General features: G+C 70.4%; 20 protein-coding genes and 2 pseudogenes. 2 read left to right on the forward strand and 20 right to left on the reverse strand.

Features of this window, described 5'->3' with window-relative positions; genetic code table 11:
* Window positions 1–13 precede the first annotated feature (13 nt).
* The 11 genes and pseudogenes from PV646_RS39520 to ald all read right to left on the reverse strand — a co-directional run bounded on the left by PV646_RS39520 (window position 14) and on the right by ald (window position 14,774).
* Complete coding sequence (locus PV646_RS39520; protein WP_500347662.1) at window positions 14–2,746, reverse strand: nSTAND1 domain-containing NTPase; 2,733 nt, start codon at window positions 2,744–2,746, stop codon at window positions 14–16.
* A gap of 115 nt (window positions 2,747–2,861) precedes the next feature.
* Window positions 2,862–5,576 carry an nSTAND1 domain-containing NTPase gene (locus tag PV646_RS39525; RefSeq protein ID WP_500347663.1) on the reverse strand — a complete coding sequence of 905 codons (2,715 nt, stop codon included), beginning with the start codon at window positions 5,574–5,576 and terminating at the stop codon, window positions 2,862–2,864.
* A 182-nt stretch (window positions 5,577–5,758) separates the two neighbouring features.
* Entirely contained in the window at window positions 5,759–8,470 is a 2,712-nt protein-coding gene (locus tag PV646_RS39530) for an nSTAND1 domain-containing NTPase (RefSeq protein WP_500347664.1), read from the reverse strand.
* Between the two features lie 170 nt (window positions 8,471–8,640).
* Window positions 8,641–9,375, reverse strand: a complete 735-nt coding sequence (locus PV646_RS39535) for a pseudouridine synthase (protein WP_500347666.1) — start codon at window positions 9,373–9,375, stop codon at window positions 8,641–8,643.
* Complete coding sequence (gene scpB / locus PV646_RS39540; protein WP_500347667.1) at window positions 9,368–10,300, reverse strand: SMC-Scp complex subunit ScpB; 933 nt, start codon at window positions 10,298–10,300, stop codon at window positions 9,368–9,370. The genes PV646_RS39535 and scpB overlap by 8 nt, the downstream gene beginning before the upstream one ends.
* Window positions 10,297–11,124 carry a segregation and condensation protein A gene (locus PV646_RS39545; RefSeq protein WP_500347668.1) on the reverse strand — a complete coding sequence of 276 codons (828 nt, stop codon included), beginning with the start codon at window positions 11,122–11,124 and terminating at the stop codon, window positions 10,297–10,299. The genes scpB and PV646_RS39545 overlap by 4 nt, the downstream gene beginning before the upstream one ends.
* Window positions 11,121–11,342, reverse strand: a pseudogene (locus tag PV646_RS39550) (hypothetical protein); the annotation flags it as partial. The gene PV646_RS39545 and the pseudogene PV646_RS39550, both read right to left, overlap by 4 nt.
* A 98-nt stretch (window positions 11,343–11,440) precedes the next feature.
* Window positions 11,441–12,349 (reverse strand): annotated as a pseudogene (locus PV646_RS39555) (ParA family protein); the annotation flags it as partial.
* 116 nt (window positions 12,350–12,465) lie between these two features.
* Window positions 12,466–12,795: an ArsR/SmtB family transcription factor gene (locus PV646_RS39560; RefSeq protein ID WP_090074115.1), complete on the reverse strand. Its 330-nt coding sequence runs from the start codon at window positions 12,793–12,795 to the stop codon at window positions 12,466–12,468.
* Window positions 12,796–12,819: 24 nt separating this feature from the next.
* Window positions 12,820–13,707, reverse strand: a complete 888-nt coding sequence (gene xerD, locus PV646_RS39565; RefSeq protein ID WP_500347670.1) for a site-specific tyrosine recombinase XerD — start codon at window positions 13,705–13,707, stop codon at window positions 12,820–12,822.
* A complete protein-coding gene (gene ald, locus PV646_RS39570; protein WP_500347672.1) occupies window positions 13,704–14,774 on the reverse strand; it encodes an alanine dehydrogenase in 1,071 nt (356 codons plus the stop codon). Before ald ends, xerD begins: the two co-directional genes overlap by 4 nt.
* Before the next feature lie 52 nt (window positions 14,775–14,826).
* Here ald and PV646_RS39575 point away from each other — a divergent pair, with 52 nt between their 5' ends.
* Entirely contained in the window at window positions 14,827–15,426 is a 600-nt protein-coding gene (locus tag PV646_RS39575) for an NINE protein (protein ID WP_500347674.1), read from the forward strand.
* Here the strand turns inward: PV646_RS39575 and PV646_RS39580 are convergent.
* Genes PV646_RS39580 through pyrG form a run of 3 tightly spaced genes read right to left on the reverse strand, consistent with a single transcriptional unit; the run spans window position 15,423 to window position 18,124 of the window.
* On the reverse strand, window positions 15,423–15,818 hold the full coding sequence (locus PV646_RS39580) for a DUF2752 domain-containing protein (protein WP_500347676.1): 396 nt from the start codon (window positions 15,816–15,818) through the stop codon (window positions 15,423–15,425). The two genes, PV646_RS39575 and PV646_RS39580, sit on opposite strands and share 4 nt — an antisense overlap.
* Window positions 15,819–15,827: 9 nt before the next feature.
* Window positions 15,828–16,445 carry an NUDIX domain-containing protein gene (locus PV646_RS39585; RefSeq protein ID WP_500347678.1) on the reverse strand — a complete coding sequence of 206 codons (618 nt, stop codon included), beginning with the start codon at window positions 16,443–16,445 and terminating at the stop codon, window positions 15,828–15,830.
* Window positions 16,442–18,124: a CTP synthase gene (pyrG, locus tag PV646_RS39590; RefSeq protein WP_500347679.1), complete on the reverse strand. Its 1,683-nt coding sequence runs from the start codon at window positions 18,122–18,124 to the stop codon at window positions 16,442–16,444. The genes PV646_RS39585 and pyrG overlap by 4 nt, the downstream gene beginning before the upstream one ends.
* Window positions 18,125–18,300: 176 nt before the next feature.
* Between pyrG and PV646_RS39595 the strand changes: the two genes are divergently transcribed.
* Complete coding sequence (locus PV646_RS39595) at window positions 18,301–18,960, forward strand: SMI1/KNR4 family protein (protein ID WP_500347681.1); 660 nt, start codon at window positions 18,301–18,303, stop codon at window positions 18,958–18,960.
* On the opposite strand, the gene PV646_RS39600 is transcribed toward PV646_RS39595, so the two are convergent.
* From PV646_RS39600 to PV646_RS39625, 6 genes are all read right to left on the reverse strand, one after another.
* The gene (locus PV646_RS39600; RefSeq protein WP_500347683.1) at window positions 18,957–19,895 is read right to left on the reverse strand and encodes a copper transporter; all 939 of its coding nucleotides are present in this window, start codon (window positions 19,893–19,895) and stop codon (window positions 18,957–18,959) included. The two genes, PV646_RS39595 and PV646_RS39600, sit on opposite strands and share 4 nt — an antisense overlap.
* The gene (gene steA, locus PV646_RS39605) at window positions 19,892–21,076 is read right to left on the reverse strand and encodes a putative cytokinetic ring protein SteA (RefSeq protein WP_500347685.1); all 1,185 of its coding nucleotides are present in this window, start codon (window positions 21,074–21,076) and stop codon (window positions 19,892–19,894) included. The genes PV646_RS39600 and steA overlap by 4 nt, the downstream gene beginning before the upstream one ends.
* Window positions 21,077–21,138: 62 nt before the next feature.
* Window positions 21,139–21,579 (reverse strand): hypothetical protein, encoded by a 441-nt coding sequence (locus PV646_RS39610; RefSeq protein WP_500347687.1) that lies wholly within the window; start codon window positions 21,577–21,579, stop codon window positions 21,139–21,141.
* Window positions 21,576–22,007: a hypothetical protein gene (locus tag PV646_RS39615; protein WP_500347689.1), complete on the reverse strand. Its 432-nt coding sequence runs from the start codon at window positions 22,005–22,007 to the stop codon at window positions 21,576–21,578. The genes PV646_RS39610 and PV646_RS39615 overlap by 4 nt, the downstream gene beginning before the upstream one ends.
* A complete protein-coding gene (locus tag PV646_RS39620; RefSeq protein WP_500347691.1) occupies window positions 22,004–22,615 on the reverse strand; it encodes a hypothetical protein in 612 nt (203 codons plus the stop codon). Before PV646_RS39620 ends, PV646_RS39615 begins: the two co-directional genes overlap by 4 nt.
* Window positions 22,608–23,207: a hypothetical protein gene (locus PV646_RS39625; RefSeq protein ID WP_500347693.1), complete on the reverse strand. Its 600-nt coding sequence runs from the start codon at window positions 23,205–23,207 to the stop codon at window positions 22,608–22,610. The genes PV646_RS39620 and PV646_RS39625 overlap by 8 nt, the downstream gene beginning before the upstream one ends.
* Window positions 23,208–23,249: the final 42 nt, after the last annotated feature.

Consider the following 23,249-nt stretch of genomic DNA (forward strand, 5'->3'; position numbering starts at 1 on the left):
ACATGCCGTCGGTTCAGCAGACCTCTCTGCGCTCCACTTCGCCGAAGCTCTTCACCCATTCGGAGTCAGTGAGCCTCGCCCCGTCTTTTTCACACATCCTCTTGATGATGCGTCCGGTGTCGAGGTCGTAGGGCAGCAGCTCGGGGTCCTGGCCCCCGCTGCGCACGAGGAAGTCGCGGTTCTGCGGCCGGTAGACCGCCCGCGTCGAGTTGCCGTGCCCGACGACGTACACGAGCCGGTCCGCGGGCCGTTCGTTCGCGTAGAGCTGCTGCACTTCGAAGACGTTGTCACGGACGACGGCCACGCGACCGTCGTCGGAGAACGTGACCCGGGCACCGGCCCGCAACGCCGTGTCGAGCCGTGCGCGCAGCACGGGCGTTCCGCTCGGCACGCGCTGCCACACCTCGACGATCGACTCCGGCGAGGAGTGCTCGACGGCGAGCCAGCGCCCGTCACCGCTGTAGGTGATGCCGCGGACGTAGGCGTGCTGCGACATCGGGGGCCCGGCGGGCTCGACGGTGCCGCCGATGCTCCAGAACTCGATCGTCGTGGTGCCGGTGGCCTGGTTCCAGACGCCCGTCGCGAGCTCGCGGCCGTCCTGGCTCAGCGCGACGGTCCCGGGGTTGCCCACCGGCATCGGGAGCTTGCGGGGACTGCGCGGGTCGCTCAGGTCGTAGAGCTCCGCGTACTCGGACTCGTCCGGCGTCGGGAGCCCGAACTCGACCGAGGCGCCGACCTTGCCGACGATCCGCGAGCCGTCCGGGCTGAGGTCGAGCGTGCGGAACCGGCTGGGCAACGCCGTCAGGTAGGTGATGTCGTTCGCGTCGTTGACGGACCACAGGTGTTCCTGGCCGTTGAAGTCCCTGGTGACGGCACGGCGTTCGGCGAGCTTCACGACCCGATGGCGGTCGGCGAACTTCTTGCCCGGTGACGCCTTGTCCTCGTCGATGCTCCACATCCGGTCGGTGCCGTCCTCGTCGGTCACCGCCGCCATCTCCCCGCGCGGGGCGACCACCACGTCCGCGTCGTCCTTGGGCGTGCCGGTGAACGGGATGCCGCGCGCGACGGCGCTCGCGAGCCGCAGCACCTTCTCGGACTCGGCCGACGGGCTGACGTCGTAGCCGACCAGCGCGTACTTGTCCGCGTACGGACGCCGCTGCTCCAGCAGCGCCTCGGACTGCGACAGCGCCTTGCCGCCGAGCGCGGTCGCGTTCATCTCGGTGATCTTGCGTTCGTTCGCGAGGGCGTAGACGACCGTGCCGGGCACCAGCGCGAGCAGCACGGCCACGACCGCGATCAACGCCGTCGAGCGGCGCGTCTCGCGTTTGACGCTCCTGGTGACGAACTGGCGTTCCTTGACCGTCAGGAACTCGCCGAGCTCCTTGGCCTTGCGCAGCCGCACGCCCCGGTACAGCGCCAGCGGGTCGCGGTCGCTCGCCTCCCACAGCTCGATCGCGGTGACGAGCTGCTGGTGCGTCTGCAGGTTCTCGCGGTCCTCGTCGATCCAGCCGGCGAGCCTCGGCCAGCGCAGCACGGCGTCGTGGACGAGTTCGGCGCCGTCCTCGGTGAGCGTCACCAGCCTGGCCTTCACGAGCAGGCCGAGCAGGCGGGCGTCGACGTCCAGCAGGCGGGTGTGGCGTTGCGCGATCCCGTTGCGCTGCAAGGAGACGAGCCTCAGGAACAGTTGCCGGGCCGCACGCTCGTCGGTCTCGTCGAGGGTGGCGAAGAAGGTCTCCGCGGACCGCGCGACGACGTGTTCGACGCCGCCGGACTCCTCGAAGCCCGCGAGCGAGAGCGTCATGCCGCGCTTGCGCCGCCACGTCTCGGCCAGCGCCTGCTGCACCAGGGGCAGCGCGTGCTGGTTCGCGGCGTCGGCGACGAGTCGCGCGATCACGGCGGTCTCGACGGTCGCGCCGATCTTGGCGGCGGGTTCGGTGATCGCGCGGCGCAACTGGTCCGCGCTCATCGGCTCGACGGTGATCTCGGTGCCCTCGACGCCCAGCTCGCGCCACCGCTTCCGCCCGTCGGCACGCACCGAGAGCACGACGTGGGGGCAGCGGATCACGGCGGCGACGAAGTCGGCGGCGTCCAGCGCCGCCTCGAAGTCGTCGACGAGCAGCACGAGGCCGGGGCGGTGCTGGCGGATCCGCAGCCTGAGGTGGTCGGGGTCGTCCCGGAACTCCTGCGCCAGCCGGTCCGCGGTGGTGTTCTCGAAGACCTCCGCGAGGGCCTCTGCCAGGTCCTGGACCGGGTCCTGCCCCGGTGTGACCAGCACGGCGTCGTCCAGCGCGGGCAGCAGACCTGCTCGCAGCAGCGACGTCCGGCCCGACCCGGAGGCCCCCAGGACGACGGTGAGGGGCTTGGCCTTGACCGCCTCGACGACCTGCTCGACGAGGCACTCGCGCCCGAAGAACCGCTTCGCGTCGTCCTCGGTGAAGGGCTCGCCGCCGGGGTACGGCGTGTCGGGGTGCGGCGGCTGGGTGTGTTCGACGGCGAGTTCGCGCCACCGCTTCGTCCAGGAGGCCGGATCGGCCTCGCAGGCCCTCACGAACGCGAGCGTCAGCGCGAGTGACGGCAGCTTGCGGCCGCCGGCCGCGTCGGACAGCGCGGTCGGCGAGTAGTTCGCGCGCCTGGCCAGCTCGCGATAGCTCGGTTTGCCTGCCTGGTCACGCAGTCTGCGCAGGTCACCGGCGAACCGCAGCAGTGCGGTGTCCTCCGGGCCCAGCGGACGTTCCCCTCTTGGCATGCCGCCTCCTGGCGGGATTGTCCACCAGAGGTTCGCCCTCCGTCTAACGGCCCGCTAACCAGCCACCACCCCGGTCTGCTCTTCGTGATCGTTTCACCTGCGAGGAGCTGCGGCTTCAGTCGCGGCACGGCGGGGTGAACTCGATTCCGGCGAAGTACTGCCCCCACTCCTCGCCGGTCATCCGGGGAATGGCCTGCTCGCAGATCCGCACCGCCGGGTCGCGCGGGTCGGCGTTCCACAACCGCACGGCCCGGTCCGCACCGCCCGTGACGACGTCGTCACCCCGGGGTGTCAGGCCCACCGCGGTGACGGGTCCGGTGTGCCCGCGCAGCAGGGCCTGCTCGACCGGTTCGCCGTCACCGAGCCGCCAGAGGCGCACCAGACCGTCGTCGGTGGCGATCGCGACCCGGCCCGCGCCGAGCCAGGCCGACGTGACCTCACCACCGCCGGTGCGGATCGCCGCGCGCAGGACCGGGGCGCGCGGGTCGGTGGTGTCCCAGAGGTGGACGGCCGTGCCCGCGGCGGTCATCAGCTCGCCCGCGGCGGCGAACTGGGCGCTGCGGGCGAACTCCCTGGTCAGTGACAGGAGCTTGACGTCACGCGGGTCGGTGACGTCGGCCAGGTGCACGGCGTGGCCGGTGGTGACGGCGGCGAGGACCTGGCCGTCCGGGCGGAACGACATGCCCGCCAGCGGTCCCAGACCGAGCTGGACGGTGGTGAGGAGCCTCGGGCGCTCACCGCGCAGGTCCGTCCAGAAGCTCAGGGCGCCGTCTCCGCCGGTGGTGACGAGAGTGTTGCCCTGCCAGGCGATCGCGGACGCGCGCACGGGAAGCACGGCCAGTTCGCGTGGTTTGCCGAGAGAGGCGTCGACGACGTGCACGGTGCCGTCCTCGGCAACGGACGCGATCAGGCCTCCGGTCGAGTCCATCGCGAGCGCGGTGACGGCGGCGGCGTGCCTGGTCGCCTCGTGGGAGGTGCGCGGGGACGGCAGGTCGTCCAGCGCCGTCAGCACGACCGTGCCGTCGCGGTGCCCGGCGGCGACCTGCTGCTGGGTCGGGCTGACCATGAGTGCGGTGACCTCGGTCTGGGCTTCGCGCAACACCTGGGACGGCACGTCCTCCTGCCGGAGACTGTTGCGCGCCTGGGGCAACGGCACGAGCTGGTAGGCGGCGAGCGCGACCTGCTGGGCCAGGGCGGGGTTCGTGGAACGCAGTGCGGCGGCCTCCCCCACGGCGCTCAGCACGGCGGCGTTGGCGCGTTGCTCGTCGGCGGCGATGCTCGCCCTCAACGCGAAGACGGTGGAGCTGGCGGCAACGACCACGAGTGCCACCAGGACGGCGAGCAGCTGGCGTTGACGGCGAGTGCGTCTTCGGGCACTCGCGGAGACCTCTTCCTCCGCGGCCAGGCTCGCCGCGAGGAAAGCGCGTTCGGCCGCGTTCAGCGACAGTCCGCCGGGAACGTTCGCGAGACGGCGGCCCCGCCACAACGCGCCGGCGTCGCGGTCGAGCGACTCCCAGGTCTGCGTGGCGTGCGTGAGTTCGCGCTGCGCCTTGATGTTCGCGCGGTCCTCCTCGACCCAGCCCTGGAACGTGGGCCAGCCGCGGATCAACGCCTCGTGCGCCAGTTCGACACCGTCGCGGTCGATCACCACGAGCCTCGCCGCGGCCAGTGCGAACAGCACCTCGTCGTCGGCCTCGAGTTCGGACTGGTGCGCGCGGCGTTTGGTGTCGTCGGCGGTGACGAGCCGCAGCAGGATCCGTCTCGCCTGCTCCCGCCCGGCCGGGGACAGCCCGTCGAGGACGTCCTGCGCGGTGCGGGCGACGGCGTGGTCGAGACCGCCGACCTCCTCGTAGCCGGAGAGGGTCAGCGTCATGCCGCGCCGGTGCTGCCAGGTCTGCGCGAGCGCGTGCGACAGCAACGGCAACACGGCCGCCTGCCCGACGGCGTCGGCCATGAGCCTCGCCAGCAGGGCGCTCTCGACCTTGGCCCCCACGACCGCGGCGGGTTCGGTGATGGCGAGGCGGAGTTCGTCGGGTGTCATGGGACCGACGAGGAGCTGGCTGCCTTCGAGGGCCTCGACCAGTTCGGGATGGCGCGCGCAGTGACCGTAGTAGTCGGCGCGGACGCCGATGACGACCTTCGAGCAGCCGAGGAGCGCCGTGATCAGCCACTGCCGGAGTTCTTCGTTCCGGCACAACGTGAACAGCTCTTCGAACTGGTCCACGACCACGAGATGTCCATGCCTGCGCCGGAGTTCGCCCGGATCCGCCAGGTCGTCGGCGAGCGCGACCGCCTCGCCGCCGGTGAGCCGGGCGAGCGCGAGCGCGCACTCCTCCACAGGGTTAGCGCCGGGGGTGAACAGCAGCACCGGTTCGCGGGTGCGGGCGATCAGACCGGCCCGCAGCAACGAGGACTTGCCCACACCGGACGGTCCGAACACGCCGGTGAAGCGGTTCCTCGTGCCGAGCAGCTCCGCCGTCAACCGCTCGCGTCCGAAGAACCTCGGTGCGTCACCGGGCTGGAACATCGCGAGCCCGACGTACGGACTGTCGTCCGCCGCATGGGGTTCCGACTCGACGACGGCACGCCACCGCCGCGCCCACTCCTCCGGATCGGCGTCACAGGCCTTCGCGTACGCCTTGGTCACCGCGAGGCTCGGCAGCTTCCGCCCACCGGCCGCCTCCGACAGCGCCGCCGCCGAGTAGTGCGCCCGCCGGCTCAGTTCGCGGTAGGTGGGGCTGCCCGCACGCTCCCGCAGCCGGCGCAGGTCGGCCGCGAACCGCAGGAGACCGCTCTCGCCCTCGTCGAGAGGGCGTTCCCGTCTCGGCATCCCGTCATTGTTCAGAGAACTTTGTTCAGCGGCCAACACATGACCGTGAACAACCCGTTCGCCCTAACGTCGACACACGCCCTGGACGCAATGACAACGGGGAAGGCCCGGTGCTCGCGCCCCGAACCGGCGCCGGAGTGGCCGTGGGTGGCCCGCGCACGTGCCACCCACGGCTCACGCGCTCAGCAGACGGGAACGCGCTTGATGTCCGGGAAGTACCGCGCCCAGTCATGGTCGGACAGTTGCTCCCCACCGAGACACAGGTTCCTCAGGACCTGCCCGACGTCCGTGTGCAACGGCCAGACCGCCTCCTCGGTCACCGCGACGAACTCCCGCTGCTCCGGCCAGTAGTCGAAAGCCGTGACGACCTGTGGGAAGTTCTCGAACCCGGCGAGCGAGACGGGTTCGTGCCGGGTGCCGAGACTCCGCACCTGCGCGGACCGGTCGGTACCGATCAGCACCTGACCGCTGTCCGGGGTGAACACGACGGAGTGGCTCGTGCGAGGCGGTACGGAGAACTCGGCCCAGTCGACCGGCTGCGCGGGGTTCGAGACGTCCCACACCCGCGCGACACCCGTGATGGTGTCGATCAGCAGGAAGAGCCTGTTGTCCGGACTGAAGTAGCTGTCGCCCCCCGGAACGCTGATCGTGCTCACGTGGCTGGCCGTTTCTCCTTCGAGCCGCCAGAACTCCACCGTTCCAGGGCCGAACCGCGACACCGCGAGCATCTTGCCGTCCGGCGAGAGACGCATACTCCTCACCCCCTGGCGGCCCGGCACCGGGGTCTCGCGCATCCCGCCGGAACCGTCGTACGTCCAGACCGTCGGCAGGCCGGGTCGGCTGGAGGTGATCCCGGCGAACCTGGTGAGGGTGCTGTCCGCGGTGACTTCGACGGGGGTCGCGGAGATCAGGGCGAGCTTGCGCGGCTGGGCGGGATCGGTGATGCCCATCAGCACCACGCCTTCATCGGTGACGGCGACCAGGCGACGGTCGTCGTCGCTGACCGCCCCCACCCTTCCGGGGAGACGCAAGCTCGGAATCGCCTGGCGGGCGCGGAGATCCCACAGTCTCGTGGTGGGCGACGTCCGGTCGGAGTCAACGAAGAACCGGCCACCGCTCGTCTTCTTCACCGGTGAGAGCACGATCCCGCGCAGGAACCGGTCCCGCCCGGTGGAAGCTGCGATGCTCAGCAGGTGGTCGCGGGTCGAGTCGTCAGGCGCCACCTTGTAGGCGGCGAGGGCCAGCCGGATCGCCTGGCCGCCGTCGGTCTCCAGCAGCGCGAGCCGCCTGGCCTCGGCGGCAGCTGACCCCGCCACAGCGAGATCTCGTTGCCTGGACACCTCACCCGCCTTGTCCATCGCGAACACGACGGTGCCGGCGAGGAGCAGCACGAGCACCGAGAGGACGCTGATGACCGCGCGGGCCCGGCGCACGCGGCGGCGGCCCTCCGCCTGGCTCGCGGCGAGGAACGCGTGCTCGGGTTCGGTCAGCGAGTCCGCGCTGAGTTCCTCGGCCCGGGCCAGCCGCACCCCCTGGTACAGGAGGTCGGGATCACCGTCCCACTCCTTCGCGGCCTCGGTGAGCTGGTGGTGCACGCGCAGCGCCTCGCGGTCCTCGGCGATCCAGTCGCGCAACCTCGGCCAGGAGCGGATCAACGCCTCGTGGGTGAGTTCGGCGTGCTGCTCGGTGAGCGTCACCAGGCGGGCGCCGGCGAGGCGGTCGAGGACGTCGGCGTCGAGGTCCTCGCGGTTCGCGCGCCGTTTGGTGTCCTCGGTGCCCTCGCCGAGCGCGATCAGGCGCAGGAACGTGCGGCGGACGGTCCGCCGCTGCTCCTCGTCGAGCTGGGAGTACACCGCCTCGGCGGTGCGGGCGATGGCGTGCTCGACGCCGCCCGCCTCCTCGTAGCCGACGAGCGACAGCGCCATGCCGCGTCGGCGGTGCCAGGTCTCGACGAGGGCGTGCTGCACGAGCGGCAACGCGGCCGCCTGGCCCGCGACGTCCGCGACCAGGCGGGTGACCAGGGCGGACTCGACGGTGGCGCCGACGTGCTGGGCCGGTTCGACGATGGCCCGGCGCAGTTCCTCGGTCGTCAGCGGCCCGACGAGGACCTGGGCGCCTTCGAGCGCCTCGACCAGTTCCGGATGGCGGCCGACGTGGCCGTAGAAGTCGGCGCGGACGCCGATGACCACGTGCGGTGCGCTCATCAGGGCCTGGACGAACCAGTCACGTTGCTCGGGGCTCGCGAGCGTGAAGACCTCCTCGAACTGGTCCACGACCAGGACGAGCTCCTCGTCGTGCTGCCGGATCAGCAGCCCGAGTGCCCCGGGGTCGGTGAGCTCGCTGCGCAGGACCACCGCGGAGTGCCCGGTGAGCTGGGCGAGGCGGACGGCGCACTCGTCGAGCGGCTGGACGCCGGGCGTGAAGACCAGCGCCTGCTTCAGCCTCGGCAGCAGACCGGCGCGCAGCAGTGACGACTTGCCCGAGCCACTGGCGCCGAACACACCGACGAACGGGCGGGTGCGGGTGAGTTCGACAAGCTTCGCGGTGAGCTTCTCGCGGCCGTGGAACCGGTCGGCGTCTTCCTTCTGGAACGCCTGGAGACCCACGTACGGCGCTTCCCCCGTGGGAGCGGGCGGAGCGGCGATGTCGCGCCAGCGCCGTTCCCACTCCTGCTCGTCGCCGCCACAGGCTTTGACGTAGGCCAGCGCGACCGCGAGGCTCGGGAGCTTCCTGCCCCCGGCGGCGTCGGACAGCGTCGCCGCCGAGTAATGCGCGCGTGAAGCGAGCGCGCGGTAGGACGGTCCACCCGCCTGGTCGCGGAGCTTCCTCAGATCGGCCGCGAACCGGCCGAGTTCGGTGTCCGCGCTCTCCAGCGGGCGTTCGGTGCGTGGCATGTCGATCTCCCCCTGAGATCGATTGTCCACACCCTGTTGTTCACTGCGCACTTCCGACCCCTTACAACGTCGTCGCCGTAGCGTTCTCGTCGCAAGGTGAACGGGGGTTCACCGCAGGTCGTCCCTCCGGCCGTCGGGGGCTGGAGGGACGAGCGGAGTTCAGATTCTGCTCAGAGACCGACGAGCTTGTACAGCCCGCCGACCTCCTGCCGGTTCAGCACCCGCATCGCACCGGGACGCTGGTTGCCGAGCAGCACCTCGCCGACCGCGACGCGGACCAGCGACTGCACCGGGTAGCCGGCGGTCTCCATCAGACGGCGCACGATGTGCTTGCGGCCCTCGTGCAGCTTGATCTCGACCAGCGCCTTGCCGGGCACGACGCTGATGACCTTGAAGGAGTCGACCTTGACCGGCCCGTCCTCCAGCTCGATGCCCGCCTTGAGCTTCCTGTTGAGACCCTTCTCGACCGGGCCGGGGACCTCGGCGAGGTAGGTCTTCTTGACGTTGTAGCTCGGGTGCATCAACCGGTGCGCGAGCTCGCCGTCGTTCGTGAGCAGCAGCAGCCCCTCGGTCTCCGCGTCGAGGCGACCGACGTGGAACAGCCGTTCCTTGCGGTTGCGCACCAGGTCGCCCACGCACGGCCGGCCCAGGTCGTCCTCCATCGTGGAGAGCATCCCGTACGGCTTGTTGAGCGCGATCGTGACGACGTCCTCGCGGATCTGCACCCGCAGCCCGTCGACGTGCACGACAGCGGTCTCGGGGTCGATCCGCCGCCCCTGCTCCTTCACGACCTTGCCGTCGACCTGCACCCGGCCCTGCTCGATCAGCTCTTCGGAAGCGCGGCGCGAGGCGATCCCCGCTTGCGCGAGCACCTTCTGCAGGCGCACGCCCTCGTTCTCAGACATCGTCGATCGCATCCACTTCGGGCAGCAGCGGGGCGATTGGCGGCAGGTCGCTCAGCGAGGACAGCCCCAACCGCTCCAGGAACAGTTCGGTCGTGCGGTACAGGATCCCACCCGTGTCGCTGTCGGTGCCCGTCTCTTCGATGAGCCCTCTGGCGACCAGGGTCCGGATCACACCGTCGACGTTGACGCCGCGAACCGCCGCGATCCGCGCCCTCGTCACGGGCTGCCGGTAGGCGATCACCGCGAGCGTCTCCAGGGCCGCGCGGGTGAGTTTCGCGCGCTGGCCGTCGAGCAGCAGCTTCTCCACGAACGGTGCGAACCGGTCTCGCGTGTAGAACCGCCAGCCGTCCCCCGCCCTGCGCAGGTCGATGCCGCTGCCGGACTCGGTGTACCGGGTGGAGAGTCTACGGAGTGCCTGCTTGATTCGCTTAACCGGCTGCTCCAGCGCACTGCTGAGGGCGTCCTCGCCGATGGGGCTGTCGACCACGAGCAGCACGGACTCGAGCGCGGCCTCGAACGTCGCGTCGTCGGTGAGGTCCGGCAGGCCGCTGTCCTCGATGGCCTCGTCGGGGGCCGCGGCGAGGAGCTGGGCCTCGAGGGCTGCGGCGTCCTCGATGTCGGCTTCGGAGGTCTCGGGAACCTCGGGCTCGTCGAGCACGACCGGGGCGGGCGCGGCGTCGTCGAGGGCGGCGTCCGACTCGGGTTCGGGCTTCGCGGCCTTGCGTTCGCGCTTCGGGGCCTGGGGCCCGAGCGCCGCGGCGATGGCGGCACCGTCGAGCACGACGGGCGCGGGGGCCGCGTCGGACAGGGCGGCGTCAGCGGGCTCGTCGGTGGCGACCCCGGACTCCGCGCCCTCGCCCCCGTCGAACGCCGGTCCCGGCTTCTCGATCTCCGCCGCGTCCGGCCCGACCAGTGGCTCGCTCATCCGTAGTCCTCATCCTCGTGGCCGACGTGCACCTGCGCCTGCGCGTCGTCCAACGTCCCGCCGACCCACGTCACCTGCAGCGGACCGAGCGGGTCCTCCTGCTCGAAGGCCAGCGACTTCTCGCGGTACAGCTCCAGCAGCGCCAGGAACCGCGCCACGACCTCCATGGTCTCGGTGCAGTCGGCGACGATCTCCGAGAACGACGCCGTGCCCTTGTCGATCAGGAACGCGCGCAGCACGTCGGCGGTCTCGCGGATCGACACGCGGTGCTGGTGGATGTGGTCGACCGAGAGCGTGCGCTTCTGCTTCGGGCGGAAGGCGGCGGCCGCGATCAGGGCGAACTTGTCCGGCGTGACGCCCAGCATCACCTCGGGCAGCAGGCCCTCGAAGCGCGGTTCCAGCGACACCGAGCGCGGGTAGCGGCGGTACGCGCCCTGCTCCAGCTCCGCGAACAGGGCCGCGACCTGCTTGTAGGCGCGGTACTGCAGCAGGCGGGCGAACAGGAGGTCGCGCGCCTCCAGCAACGCGAGGTCGTCCTCGTCCTCGACGTCACCGGTGGGCAGCAGGCGGGCGGCCTTCAGGTCCAGCAGCGTGGCGGCGATGACCAGGAACTCGGTGGTCTCGTCGAGGTCCCACTTCTCGCCCATGCCGCGCAGGTGCGCGATGAAGTCGTCGGTGACCCGGTGCAGCGCCACCTCGGTGACGTCGAGCGTGTGCTGGGAGATCAGCTGCAGCAGCAGGTCGAACGGACCCTCGAAGTTCGTGAGCCGGACCTTGAACTTGCCGTCGTCGACCGGGGTCTCCGCAGGGGTTTCCTCGGTCACTGCTCGCGCAACCTGCGTACCAGCAACGACGCGTCACCGAGTGCCTCGAGGTCGTCCAGCACGATGGCGATCGCCTCGCGCACCACCCGGCCGCGGTCGACGCCCAGGCCGTGGGACCCGCGCAACGCGAGCCGCGCCTGCTCCAGCGCCATCAGTTCCTCGTCGGACACGTAGACCGTGATCTTCGTGGTGTGCTTGGTGCGGCCGGAGCCACGGCGCTGCTGCGGAGCCTCTTCGGAGGACGAGACCTCCGGCGTCGGCGCGGCGGCGGTCAGCCGGAAGAGCTCCGCCGCCCCGGGCAGTGACGGGCGACGATTCACCGGGCGATCACCTCGCGGGCCAGCGCGCGGTAGGCGTTGGCACCGGACGACCGCGGCGCCCAGCGCGTGATCGGCTCACCGGCGACCGTGGTCTCCGGGAAGCGCACAGTGCGGTTGATGACCGCGTCGAACACGATCTCGCCGAACGCCTCCACGACGCGGGCCATGACCTCGCGCGAGTGCAACGTGCGCGGGTCGTACATCGTCGCGAGGATGCCGGTGATGTCGAGCTTGGGGTTCAAGCGTTCCTTGACCTTCTCGATGGTGTCGATGAGCAGCGCCACCCCGCGCAGCGAGAAGAACTCGCACTCCAGCGGGATCAGCACACCGTCCGCGGCCGCGAGGGCGTTCACCGTGAGCAGGCCGAGCGAGGGCTGGCAGTCGACCAGCACGTAGTCGTAGTGGTCGATCACGGGGCGAAGGGTGCGCACGAGCGTGTGCTCGCGGCCCACCTCCGACACGAGCTGGATCTCGGCCGCCGACAGGTCGATGTTGCTCGGCAGCAGGTCCATGTCGTCGATCATGGTCTTGCGGATGACGTCGGGAACGGCGGTGTCGTTCTCCATGATGACGTTGTAGATCGTGGTTTCCAGCTGGTGCGGGTGCACGCCGAGGCCCACCGAGAGCGCGCCCTGGGGGTCGAAGTCGACGAGCAGCACCCGGCGGCCGTACTCGGCCAGCGCAGCGCCCAGGTTGATGGTCGTCGTCGTCTTGCCGACGCCGCCCTTCTGGTTGCAGACAGCCAGGATCTTCGCCGGGCCGTGGCGCAGCAGGGCCGGCGGATCGGGGATGTGCCGACGAGGTCTGCCGGTCGGGCCGATGCCGTCCCGCTGCTCGTGGGCGACGTCGTCGACCGGCGCGGCGTGCGGGGCCAGGTTCAGATCGGCACGGGGCGCGAAAGCGTGCTCCGGTGTCGACATGGCTGGCGTTCCCTCACTGGTCGTAGTCGTCTCTCGGGGCGCAGCCTAGGCCGCACCCGTGCGAGCGGCAACGCGCCTCGCCGGTGTTTGTCAAGACTGAGTTAGACGGTGACATCCGTTCGTGTTCGCCTGTCCGCGGCGGACAGCACCACGTCGAGGAGGCCCGGGAAGAGAAGGTCCAGGTCATCGCGGCGCAGTGAGACCCAGCGCTGGTTGCCGCGGCATCGTGTCCGTGTGATGCCCGCTTCGCGCAACACGCGCAGGTGCTGGGAGAGGGTCGACTTCGCGACGTCAACCTCGAAGGCCCCGCACAGCCGCTCGCCGCTCGACTGGATCTGGCGCACGACCGCGAGCCTTGTCGGGTCACTCAGCGCGTGCAGCACGGCGGCTAGATCGATGGCCTGTGGGGACGGCTCGTCCAAGTTCGGCACCTGTCCACCGTACCCGTGGAAGCCTCATGTTCCAGTGGCTCGAGGGTGGGCAGTTGTGTAGACCTCCCTCAAAGTCGTAACGGTTACCAGTGTGTACACCTGAGTGGTCGTAACGGATGCGTGCCCGAGGAGTTCCTGCACCACCCGAACGTCAGCACCCCCTTCGAGCAGATGGGTGGCGAACGAATGCCGCAACGTGTGCGGGGACACCACAGCGGTGATGCCGGCCTGTTCCGCGGCGGTCTTCAGCACCGTCCACGCGCTCTGCCGCGACAGCCTTCCGCCGCGTGCGTTCAGGAACAGCGCGGGCGTGCCACGCCCTTTCGCCGCCAACGCGGGGCGCGCCCGGACCAGGTACGCGTCCACCGCGGCCAACGCCGGCCGCCCGACCGGAACCAGTCTCTGCTTGCCCCCCTTCCCGTCGAGCAGCACGGTGCGCTCGGTCGCGTCGATGTCGTCCACGTCGAGCCCCACCACCTCGGAGATCCGGGCTCCCGTCGAGTACAACAACTCCAGGAGGGCTTTGTCCCTGAGGTTTCCCACGGTGTCGAGCAGTGTCAGAACATCATTGATCGGCAATGCTTTCGGCAGCCTCTTCGGCGGTGACGGCGGATGCACCGCCCGTGCGGCGTCATGCGGGACAACGCCTTCACGGTGCGCGAAGCGGTGCAACCCGCGCACGGCGACCAACGTCCGTGCGGCAGACGACGCAGCGAGCCCGCTTTCGCGCAGCACGGCCAGGAACTCACTCACCTGGAGTTCTGTCACGGCACCCAAGTCCGTGACACCAAGCGATTCCAGGTGTTCGGTGTAGCGGCGCAGGTCGCGGGTGTACGAGTCGAGCGTGTTGCGGGCGGTGCCGCGTTCCACGGCGAGGTGGTCGAGATAGGTCGCCACCAACTCAGAAATCACGCCAGCCCTTCCAGGACGATCTCTCCGGCCGTTGCGTTGACGCCCTTCGCCAAAGCGGGGTCGTCGGCGACGGCACGCTCGAAACCCTTGTCCGCCAACGCGATGACGTACGGCAGCGTCACGTTCGTGAGCGCGTACGTCGACGTGTTCGGCACGGCACCGGGCATGTTCGCGACGCAGTAGAACACGGAGTCGTGCACGCGGTACGTCGGCGCGTCGTGCGTGGTCGGCCTCGTGTCCTCGAAACAGCCGCCCTGGTCGACCGCGATGTCCACGAGCACGCTGCCCGGCCGCATCCTTGACACCAGGTCGTTGCTGACGAGTTTCGGCGCCTTCGCGCCGGGCACCAGCACGGCGCCGACGACCAGATCCGCCCACCGGCAGGCCTTCTCGACCTCGTAGGCGTTCGACGCGATGGTCTGCAGGTGCCCCCGGTAGGTGAAGTCGATCTGCCGCAACCGGTTGACGTTGGTGTCGAGCACGACCACCTCGGCCTGCATGCCGACGGCCATCGTCGCCGCGTTCATCCCCGCCACCCCCGCGCCGATCACCGCGACCTTGCCCGCGGCGACTCCGGGCGCACCGCCCAGCAACACCCCGCGCCCGCCCTGCGCGCGTTCCAGACAGTGCGCGCCGACCTGGGCGGCCATCCGCCCGGCGATCTCGCTCATCGGGGCCAGCAACGGCAACGACCCGTCCGCGAGTTGCACGGTCTCGTAGGCGATGGCGGTGATCCCGGACGCGGCGACGGCCGCGGTGCACGACGGGGACGCCGCCAGGTGCAGGTAGGTGAACAGCACCTGCTCGCGGCGCATCCGGTGGTACTCGGCCTCGATCGGCTCCTTGACCTTCAGCACGAGGTCCGCCGCGCCCCAGACCTCGTCGGCGGAACCGGCGATCCGTGCCCCCGCCGCCTCGTACTCGTGGTCGGGGAACGACGAGCCCGCACCGGCGTCCCGCTCGATGACGACGGAATGCCCGCGGCGCACCAGTTCGACCACTCCAGCGGGGGTGATGGCGACGCGGTACTCGTGGTTCTTGATCTCCTTTGGGACACCGACCAGCATCGTCGCAGCGTATTCCCGATATCGATCTGCTGCATCGGATACCGTGCGTGCCGTGTCAGACGCATTCGGGCCAGAACAGCAGCGCATCGGCAACCAGCAGCGCGAAGAAGCGATCACCGCTCTCAACGACCACTTCGCGATGGCGCGGCTCGACATCGGCGAGTACCAGGAACGTGTGAACCGCGCGTCCGGCGCGCAGAGCTACTTCGAGCTCGCGGAACTGTTCCGCGACCTGCCGCAGCCCCACCCGCCGTTCCTCGCGCCGCCGTCGGTGCCGTTCGCCACGCCCCAGGCGCCGCCCGGTTACGTGCCGCCGCCCACCCAGCCGTACTACCCGCCGCCCACCGGCCCGCAGCCGCAGTACGGGGTCCCGCAGCCCCCGCCCGGCATGATGGGCCCGGGGTACGCGCCGGGGTACGGGATCGACCCGTACACGGGCCTGCCGCTGTCGGACAAGTCGAAGATCGTCGCGGGCCTGCTGCAACTGTTCCTGGGCAACCTGGGCATCGGCCGCTTCTACACCGGGCACACCGGCATCGCCGTCGCACAGCTGCTGACCTGCGGTGGCTGCGGCATCTGGTCGCTGGTCGACGCGATCATCATCCTCGTGCAGGGCGGCACGGACTCCGAGGGCCGCAGGCTCAGGGACTAGATCCCCGCGAGATTCCGCCCCACGCCCCACACCGCGCCCACGACGAGAACGGCGAAACCGACCGATTTCGGCACGGATCGCCGTTCGCCGGTCCACTTGCCGCGCGTCCACCGCGCGAACAGCCACACGGCCAGCGGCAGCCCCAGGACGAGCAACGCGGCGTTGAAGTGGAACGCGCCGACGACATCGCCGTGCAGCAACGCATGCGTCATGCGCGTGACACCGCAGGCAGGGCAGTTCAACCCCGTCAGCCAGTGGAACGGGCACTTCGGCAGCAGGTTGCCCGGCTGGTTCGGATCGACGAACAGCAGCAACGCGGCCCCTGCCGCCGCAGCCGCGAGAACGCCGACGGGTGCCTTCAAGCGAGCGAAGGCACCCGTCGACGTCTGCATGAGTCCAACCTACTTCTTGCGCGCGGCGAACCGGGTCGGCCTGTCGCGGAAAGGCGCGTCGGCCGGGCGAGCCTCGGCCCGCCCCTCCAGCACCTCACGCGCCGCCAGCAGCCCGGCCGAGGTCGAGGCGTTCACGATCTCCCCCGCCAGCACCATCCGCACGGCCTCGGCGAGCGGGAAGCGGTGGATCTCCAGGTCCGCCTCCTCCTCGCCCTGCACCTCACGGTCCACTTCGGACAGTTCGCGCGCCAGGTACACGCGCACGACCTCGTCGGTGAAGCCGGGGGACGCGGCGACGTCGACCAGCGTGTCCCAGCGCGCCGCGTCGAGCCCGACCTCCTCGGCCAGCTCCCGGCGGGCACCGATGACGGGCTCCTCGCCGTCGTGGTCGAGCAGCCCGGCCGGCAGCTCCCAGAGGTGCCTGCCCAGCGCGTGCCGGTACTGGTGGATCAGCACGACCTGGTCCGAGGAGTCCACGGCCACGACCGCGACGGCGCCCATGTGCTCGACGATCTCGCGCTTGGCCGTGCCGCCACCGGGCATCTCGACCTCGTCGATCCGCAGCGCGACGACCCGTCCGACGTGCACGTCCTCGCTGGAGACCGTGCGGAAGTCGTGGCGGGTCACTTGCCCGCTCCGGCCTTGAGGGGCAGCCGGTCGGCCACGCGGTAGTCGATCGCGGCCTTCACGAACGCCGCGAACAGCGGGTGCGGCTTCGTGGGACGCGACTTGAGTTCCGGGTGTGCCTGCGTGGCGGCGTAGAACGGGTGCACGTCCGACGGCAGCTCGACGAACTCGACCAGGCGGCCGTCCGGCGAGACACCGGAGAACACCAGGCCGGCCTCGGAGAGCTTGCCCCGGTACGCGTTGTTGACCTCGTAGCGGTGGCGGTGCCGCTCGGACACCTCGGTCGCGCCGTACGCCTGCGCGACGACCGACCCCGGCGTGAGCTTGGCGATGTACGCGCCCAGGCGCATCGTGCCGCCCATGTCGCGCTGACCCGAGACGACGTCCTGCTGGTCGGCCATCGTGGAGATGACCGGCGTGCCGCCCTCCTCGAACTCGCTGGAGTTCGCGTCCTCGATGCCCGCGAGGTTCCGCGCGGCCTCGATGACCATGCACTGCAGGCCGAGGCACAGGCCCAGCGTCGGCACACCGCGCGTGCGCGTGTACTTCAGCGCGCCGACCTTGCCCTCGATGCCGCGCACGCCGAACCCGCCGGGGATCAGCACGGCGTCCATGCCGGACAACGCACGTGCGGCGCCCTCGGGCGTCTGGCACTCGTCCGACGGCACCCACTTGATCTCGACCTTGGCGTGGTGCGCGAAACCGCCCGCACGCAGCGCCTCGGTGACCGAGAGGTACGCGTCGGGCAGATCGACGTACTTGCCGACGAGCGCGATCTTCACCGTCTCGGACGGGTTGTGCACCCGCTCCAGCAGGTCGCCCCACACCGTCCAGTCGACGTCGCGGAACGGCAGGTCGAGGCGGCGCACGACGTAGGCGTCGAGGCCCTCGGCGTGCAGCACCTTCGGGATGTCGTAGATCGACGGCGCGTCGACGGCCGCGACCACGGCGTCCGTGTCGACGTCGCACATCAGGCCGATCTTGCGCTTGAGCGAGTCCGGGATCTCCCGGTCCGCGCGGCACACGATCGCGTCGGGCTGGATGCCGATGTTGCGCAGCGCCGCGACGGAGTGCTGGGTGGGCTTGGTCTTCAGCTCGCCGCTCGGCGCCAGGTAGGGCACCAGCGAGACGTGCAGGAAGAAGACGTTGTCGCGGCCGACGTCGTGGCGGACCTGGCGGGCCGCCTCCAGGAACGGCAGCGACTCGATGTCGCCGACCGTGCCGCCGACCTCGGTGATGACGACGTCCGGCGTGACGCCGTCGGCGTCCGGCTCGGCCATCGCCCGGATGCGGCGCTTGATCTCGTCGGTGATGTGCGGGATCACCTGGACCGTGTCGCCCAGGTACTCACCGCGCCGCTCCTTGGCGATCACCTCGGAGTACACCTGGCCGGTGGTGACGTTGGCTTCGCCGCTCAGGTCCCGCGCGAGGAACCGCTCGTAGTGGCCGATGTCGAGGTCCGTCTCCGCGCCGTCGTCGGTCACGAAGACCTCGCCGTGCTGGAACGGGTTCATCGTGCCGGGGTCCACGTTCAGGTACGGGTCGAGCTTCTGCATCGTCACCCGCAGGCCGCGCGAGGTGAGCAACTGACCGAGGCTGGAGGCCGTGAGCCCCTTGCCCAGGGAGGACGCGACGCCTCCCGTGACGAAGACGTGCTTGGTCGTACGTGCCTGCTGCACCAACGGGGCTCCCGTGAAAATCGTGGGGGTAGATCCCCCTATCCACGGGCCATAACGCTAACACGCCGCCGGTCACTCAGCGCACCACGACCCGGCAGATCACATCACCCGATCGGCGCAGTGAGGGGTTTTCTGAACTTCCCCCGGCACAGGCCGACATCAGGAAAAGTTGTCACGTGACCTTCGACGTGGCAGGGAGCGCGACACGAGCCATGCGCGACCGCTCGGCGGCGTGGCGTTTCATAGAGGGGTTCGCGGCCGCGTGGGCCGAGCCGATCGAGGCCAGGGACGGCTGGAACCAGGCCGACCTGGACGCCGCGGAACACCGCCTCGGTGTGCGGCTGCCCGGCGCGATGCGCGACGCCTACGCGTTGTTCGGCAAACGCCCCGACCTCACGAGCAACCAGGACTGGCTGCTCACCCCGAGCGAGCTCCGGCGCGACGGCCAGGTCGTCGTCTTCCGCCGGGAGATCCACACCGGCACCTCGTGGGGAGCGGCACTCGACGCCCCGGACCCCGCGGTCGTGCACGAGGCGGAACGCGGCTGGGAACCCTGGCTCCCGCACTTCTCCGCCGCCTGCGTGGAGCTGGTGCTGTCCGAGGCCCTGTTCCGCGACGAGGCCGTCACAGCAGACAGGGAGATGTCCGCGGTGGACATCTCCCTGCTCGAAGACCACTTCGCACTGCTGCCGCTGGGCAGTCCGGGCACCCGCTGGTTCGTGGCGGACGACCTGATCGTCCGCGAGGACGCCGGCGAGTGGCTCTGGGCCCGCGCCCGCACACCGCAGGCGCTGGAACGACTCCACACGGCCCTTCCAGGCACCTGGAAGTACTAGCCGGCGGTTCCCGGAGAAGAAGCTTCCGCGTTCCCGGCCACGCCGTACCGGCCGGAGCGGCCCTCCAGCTGTTCGCGCAACGCCATCACCACGACGACCTGGCCCGCCGGGGTGTCGGAGTTGTCGACCGTCGACAGGATCGACGTCGCGGCGGTGTCCGCGCGGACCACACCGATCGCCCCCGTGCCGTTCGCGGACCCGTTCGCACCGGCCAGCACGACACCCGCGCCGGCCCGGTCGAGCTGGGTGGCGAAGCGCGCGATGGTCGACGCCCGGTCCGCGGCCGAGTCACCGATCGCGGCACCCCCGGTCAGCACGATCGCGAGCTGCGCCGGCTTCACGCCCGAGGTCGCCTTCACGAAACCCGAGTTGGTCAGCCCGGACAGGGCGGACGCCGTCTCGTCGGCTGTGGCCTGCGGCTCGTTGTTCGACGAGTTGAGCAGCAACAACGCCCCGAACAGGCCACCGGCGCGGGTGCCGGGGTCCGCGGCCGTGGGCAGCTGCGAGCCGGCGGGCTGCAGCCGTGCCACGAGATCGCGGAGCTGGTCGCCGCGCGACGGGTCGGCGAACGCGTCGGTCAGCTGGATCTCGCCGGTGACGGTGGCGCTCGCGGACTTCAGCAGCCCGGTGAGGGCGTCCCGGTCGGACGGACGCGCGTCCGCCGTGGTCACGATGACGACCGTGCGCTCGGTGAGCCGGTCCTTGACGGCGAGCGGGCCGACGGACGCGGCGAACTTGTCCGCCTCGGTCAGCTTGGCGTTCAACGCGTTGCGGTCGTTCTGGAGGTCGTTCACCTGCTGTGCCAACGAGTTCTTCTCGTCGCTCAGCCCGGAGAGCAGCCGCCCGCTGATCGCGGTCGACCCCAGCACGACACCGACCGCCAGGGCGAGGAACACCGCGGTGATCGAAACTATGTGGTAGCGCAGCGTGATCACGAGAACAACCCCTTGAACCAGTTGACGACGGAGTGCCAGCCGTCGACCACGATGTCGACGTAGACGTGACCGACGCCGGACACCGCGAGGGCCGCCGCCATGGCGACGATCGCGGCGGTCACCAGCAGGACGATCACGCCCAGCGAGACCCGGCTGCGGTGCAGGGTCGCGACGGCCTCCCCGTCGACGAGCTTGCTGCCGAGCTTCAACCGGGTGAGGAACGTGGAGGGGTTGGAACCGGAGTGCCCGCGGTCGAGGAACTCGCGCAGCGTCGCGCGCAGTCCCACCGTGACGACCAGGGACGCCCCGTGTGCTTCGGCGAGCAGCAACGCGAGGTCCTCCGCGTTGCCCGACGCGGGGAACGTCACCGCGCCGATGCCGAGGTCCTGGATCCGTTGCAGGCCGGGCGCGTGGCCGTCGGTCTGCGCGGGGACGACGACCTCGGCGGCCGCGCGCAGTGACGCGGTGCCGATGCCGTCGGGGTCGCCGACGATGATGTCCGGCTTGAGCCCGGCGTCGATCAGCGTGTCGGCGCCCGAGTCGACACCGATCAGCACCGGGCGGTACTCGCGGATGTACTTGCGGAGCTTGCGCAGTTCCTCGGCGTGCGACGGGCCGCCGGCGACGACGAGCACCTGCCGGTCGCGCATCGGCACGTACACCTCGGGCACGCCGACGCCGTCGAGCACCAGGGCGCGTTCACGGCGCAGGAACTCGATGGTGTTGGCGGAGAACGCTTCCAGCTGTGCCGACATGCCGGCCTTCGCCTCGATCATCGCGTCGGCGATGCTTTCGGCGTTCTGCTCGATCCCCTTGGCCAGCTCGCGTTCCCCGGCGTAGACGACGCCTTCGTGCAGCCGGATCTTGACGCCTTCCTTGATCTCCCGCAGCGCGACGGCGCCGACGTTGTCGATCAGCGGAATGCCGGCCTCGATGAGCAGTTCCGGGCCGAGGTTCGGAAAACGCCCCGAAATGGACGGTGACGCGTTCACGACACCGACGACCTCGGCCGCGACGAGCGCTTCGGCGGTGCGCCGATCGAGGTCGATCAGGTCCATCACCGCGACGTCACCGGCACTGACGCGCCGCACCAGGTCGCTCGCGCGCCGATCAACCCGCGCGACGCCCGTGACACCGGGAAGTTCGTGGTTGGTGCGGCTCAGCAGCCCGGAAAGCTTCATGCGCCGATAGTGACCCACGGTGCGCACGCGACAGGTGAGGCACGCCGGACGATTCCAGGTGGTCAGTCGTCGGGGTGAAGCACTACGGCCCCAAACGCGAGAACCACTGCACTTATGAGCACCCAAATACCGTTGCCGAACCCGGCTTCCAGCGCCGGGTCGATGGCGATGTTGCCCTCGCGGTGAAAGCTGATCGCGTTCAGCAAATACACGAACAACATTCCGGTGATGCCGGCGAGCGCGGCCGCTCCGGCATAGGCGACTTTTCGCCACCGCGTCCCGGCGAGGATCGCCACGGCGGCCAGCACGATCGGGATGGCGAACAACGGCCCGTGCTCGTCCTGCGTGCCACCGAACCGCGTGCTCCACCCCGTGGTGACGTACGCGGTCTGCGGCTGCCCGGGAGCGAGCCTGATCAACAGTTCTGAGAACGGCAGGAACGTGGCACCGACCGCGGCCGCGGCGGCGAGTCCGAGCAGGACCAGGCCGACGATCTTCCTCACGCCGCCTCCCGTTGCACCGCAACAGATCCGGCGAGTGCGACCAGCGTTCCGACCGCGAGGAACACCAGCCCGAACCCGACCGCGAAGTCGCCCTGCTGGTCGATCGCGTGCCCGCGCTCCGACACCACGAGCGCCGCGATCACACCGACGGCACCGATCTGTCCGGCGGCTCCCGCGAGCGCCGCCCGGTTGATCCACACCCCGGCGACGAGCAGCAACGCCGTCACCACGACGGGCACCCCGTACCAGGGCGAGAGCTCGCCAGCGGGCCAGTCACCGGGCTTGTTGAGGACCTCGGTCCCCCACGCCCGGACCACGACCTCGACACCACCCGCGTAGGCCGTCGAGTACCACGGCAACACCATCGCCGTGGCGGTCAGCACCACTCCCGCCGCGATCAACGCGATCGCCGTCGGTCTGCCGATCACCGAGTCTCCCGCTGCTCGTCGTCCTGGGGGATCGCGAGGCCGAACGGCGGTGTGTCGTCATCGCCGTCGAGCTGGTGCACGACCACGCCGTCCCCTTCGTCGTCTTCTTCGACCAGCGGCTCCGGGTTCCGCCGTTGTGCCAGCGCCGCACCCACGAGCCCGGCGGCGGTCGCGATCATCAGCAGGTAGAAGCCGCCGTGGAAGCGCACCTCGTCCTTCTCCGGGCCGTTCGCCGCCTGGGACTCGATGATCTCCCGCAGCTCCCACACCTCGACCGTGAAGAGGAGCACGACCCCGGCCAGCATCCCGGCCGCGCCCATGGCGAGCGGCCGCCCGACGGACGCGGTCTGCTCCCGCAGCAGGAACACCACGGCGACGGCCATCACGATCGCCGACAGCACCACCGGCCATCCGGCGGCGAAGAGCGCGGACGGGCCGATGCCGGCCTCGGCGGGCTCCGTGCTGGTGACCCACAGGGTCGAGGTGGAGATCAGGTTGCTCCCGAACCCCTTGTAGATCGTGCTGAACACGTCCTGGAGCGACGCGACCACCGACAGGACGGCCCCCAGCGCCAGCAGCACCCACGCGATCTTGCGGCGATCAGTCACTCTTCGGCTCCACAATGACCGGATACCCGTACGGCGGGGTGTCCGTGTCGTCCGGCTCGTCGTCGATCTGGTGGATGACGGCCCCGTCCCCCGCGGGTTCCGCCCTGGTCGCCTTCGGCAGTTCCTGGTGCAGCACGGCCGACACCACGGCGATGCCGGCGGCCACGATCAGCAGAGTGACGCCGTCCCCCTGCTCGATCTCGATGGGGACGGGCGAGTCGAGCCGGCCGAGCTCCTTCACCAGGCCCTGCACCCGGACCACGGCCGACCACGCGACCCCGACCAGCAGGCCGGCGCCGAGCAACGATCCGAGTCTCATCGCCGGGACCCGGAACGCCAGTACCGCCGACAGAGCCAGGACGAGCGCGGCCCCCACCACGGGCTCCCCGAACTCCAGGGGTTCGAGCGCCAGGAACTCGCGGAAGTCGTCCCGCACGACCGCCCAGGAGTTGGCCTCGTAGCGCAGTGTCCGGCCTCTGACCACGACCTGCACGGAGTAGGAGGACAGGAAGGTGGCCGCCACGGCCAGACCGGCCGCGACGAACACCAGCACCGCCCCGAACACCCGGCGCGTGGTCAGTGATCCGGTCACGTCCCCATCATGCCGAACCCGGACGGGAACGGCGTGAAGGGA

This window comes from Streptomyces sp. ID05-26A (genome assembly GCF_033794685.1).
GTDB lineage: Bacteria > Actinomycetota > Actinomycetes > Mycobacteriales > Pseudonocardiaceae > Lentzea.

What these genes read in the sequence shown, in the direction of transcription:
- steA (WP_500347685.1), bottom strand. Translation starts at nt 21,076, where the DNA reads ATGAAGCTTTCCGGGCTGCTGAGCCGCACCAACCACGAACTTCCCGGT.
- PV646_RS39530 (WP_500347664.1), bottom strand. Translation starts at nt 8,470, where the DNA reads ATGCCACGCACCGAACGCCCGCTGGAGAGCGCGGACACCGAACTCGGC.
- PV646_RS39520 (WP_500347662.1), bottom strand. Translation starts at nt 2,746, where the DNA reads ATGCCAAGAGGGGAACGTCCGCTGGGCCCGGAGGACACCGCACTGCTG.
- PV646_RS39580 (WP_500347676.1), bottom strand. Translation starts at nt 15,818, where the DNA reads ATGCAGACGTCGACGGGTGCCTTCGCTCGCTTGAAGGCACCCGTCGGC.
- scpB (WP_500347667.1), bottom strand. Translation starts at nt 10,300, where the DNA reads ATGAGCGAGCCACTGGTCGGGCCGGACGCGGCGGAGATCGAGAAGCCG.
- PV646_RS39525 (WP_500347663.1), bottom strand. Translation starts at nt 5,576, where the DNA reads ATGCCGAGACGGGAACGCCCTCTCGACGAGGGCGAGAGCGGTCTCCTG.
- ald (WP_500347672.1), bottom strand. Translation starts at nt 14,774, where the DNA reads ATGCTGGTCGGTGTCCCAAAGGAGATCAAGAACCACGAGTACCGCGTC.
- PV646_RS39535 (WP_500347666.1), bottom strand. Translation starts at nt 9,375, where the DNA reads ATGTCTGAGAACGAGGGCGTGCGCCTGCAGAAGGTGCTCGCGCAAGCG.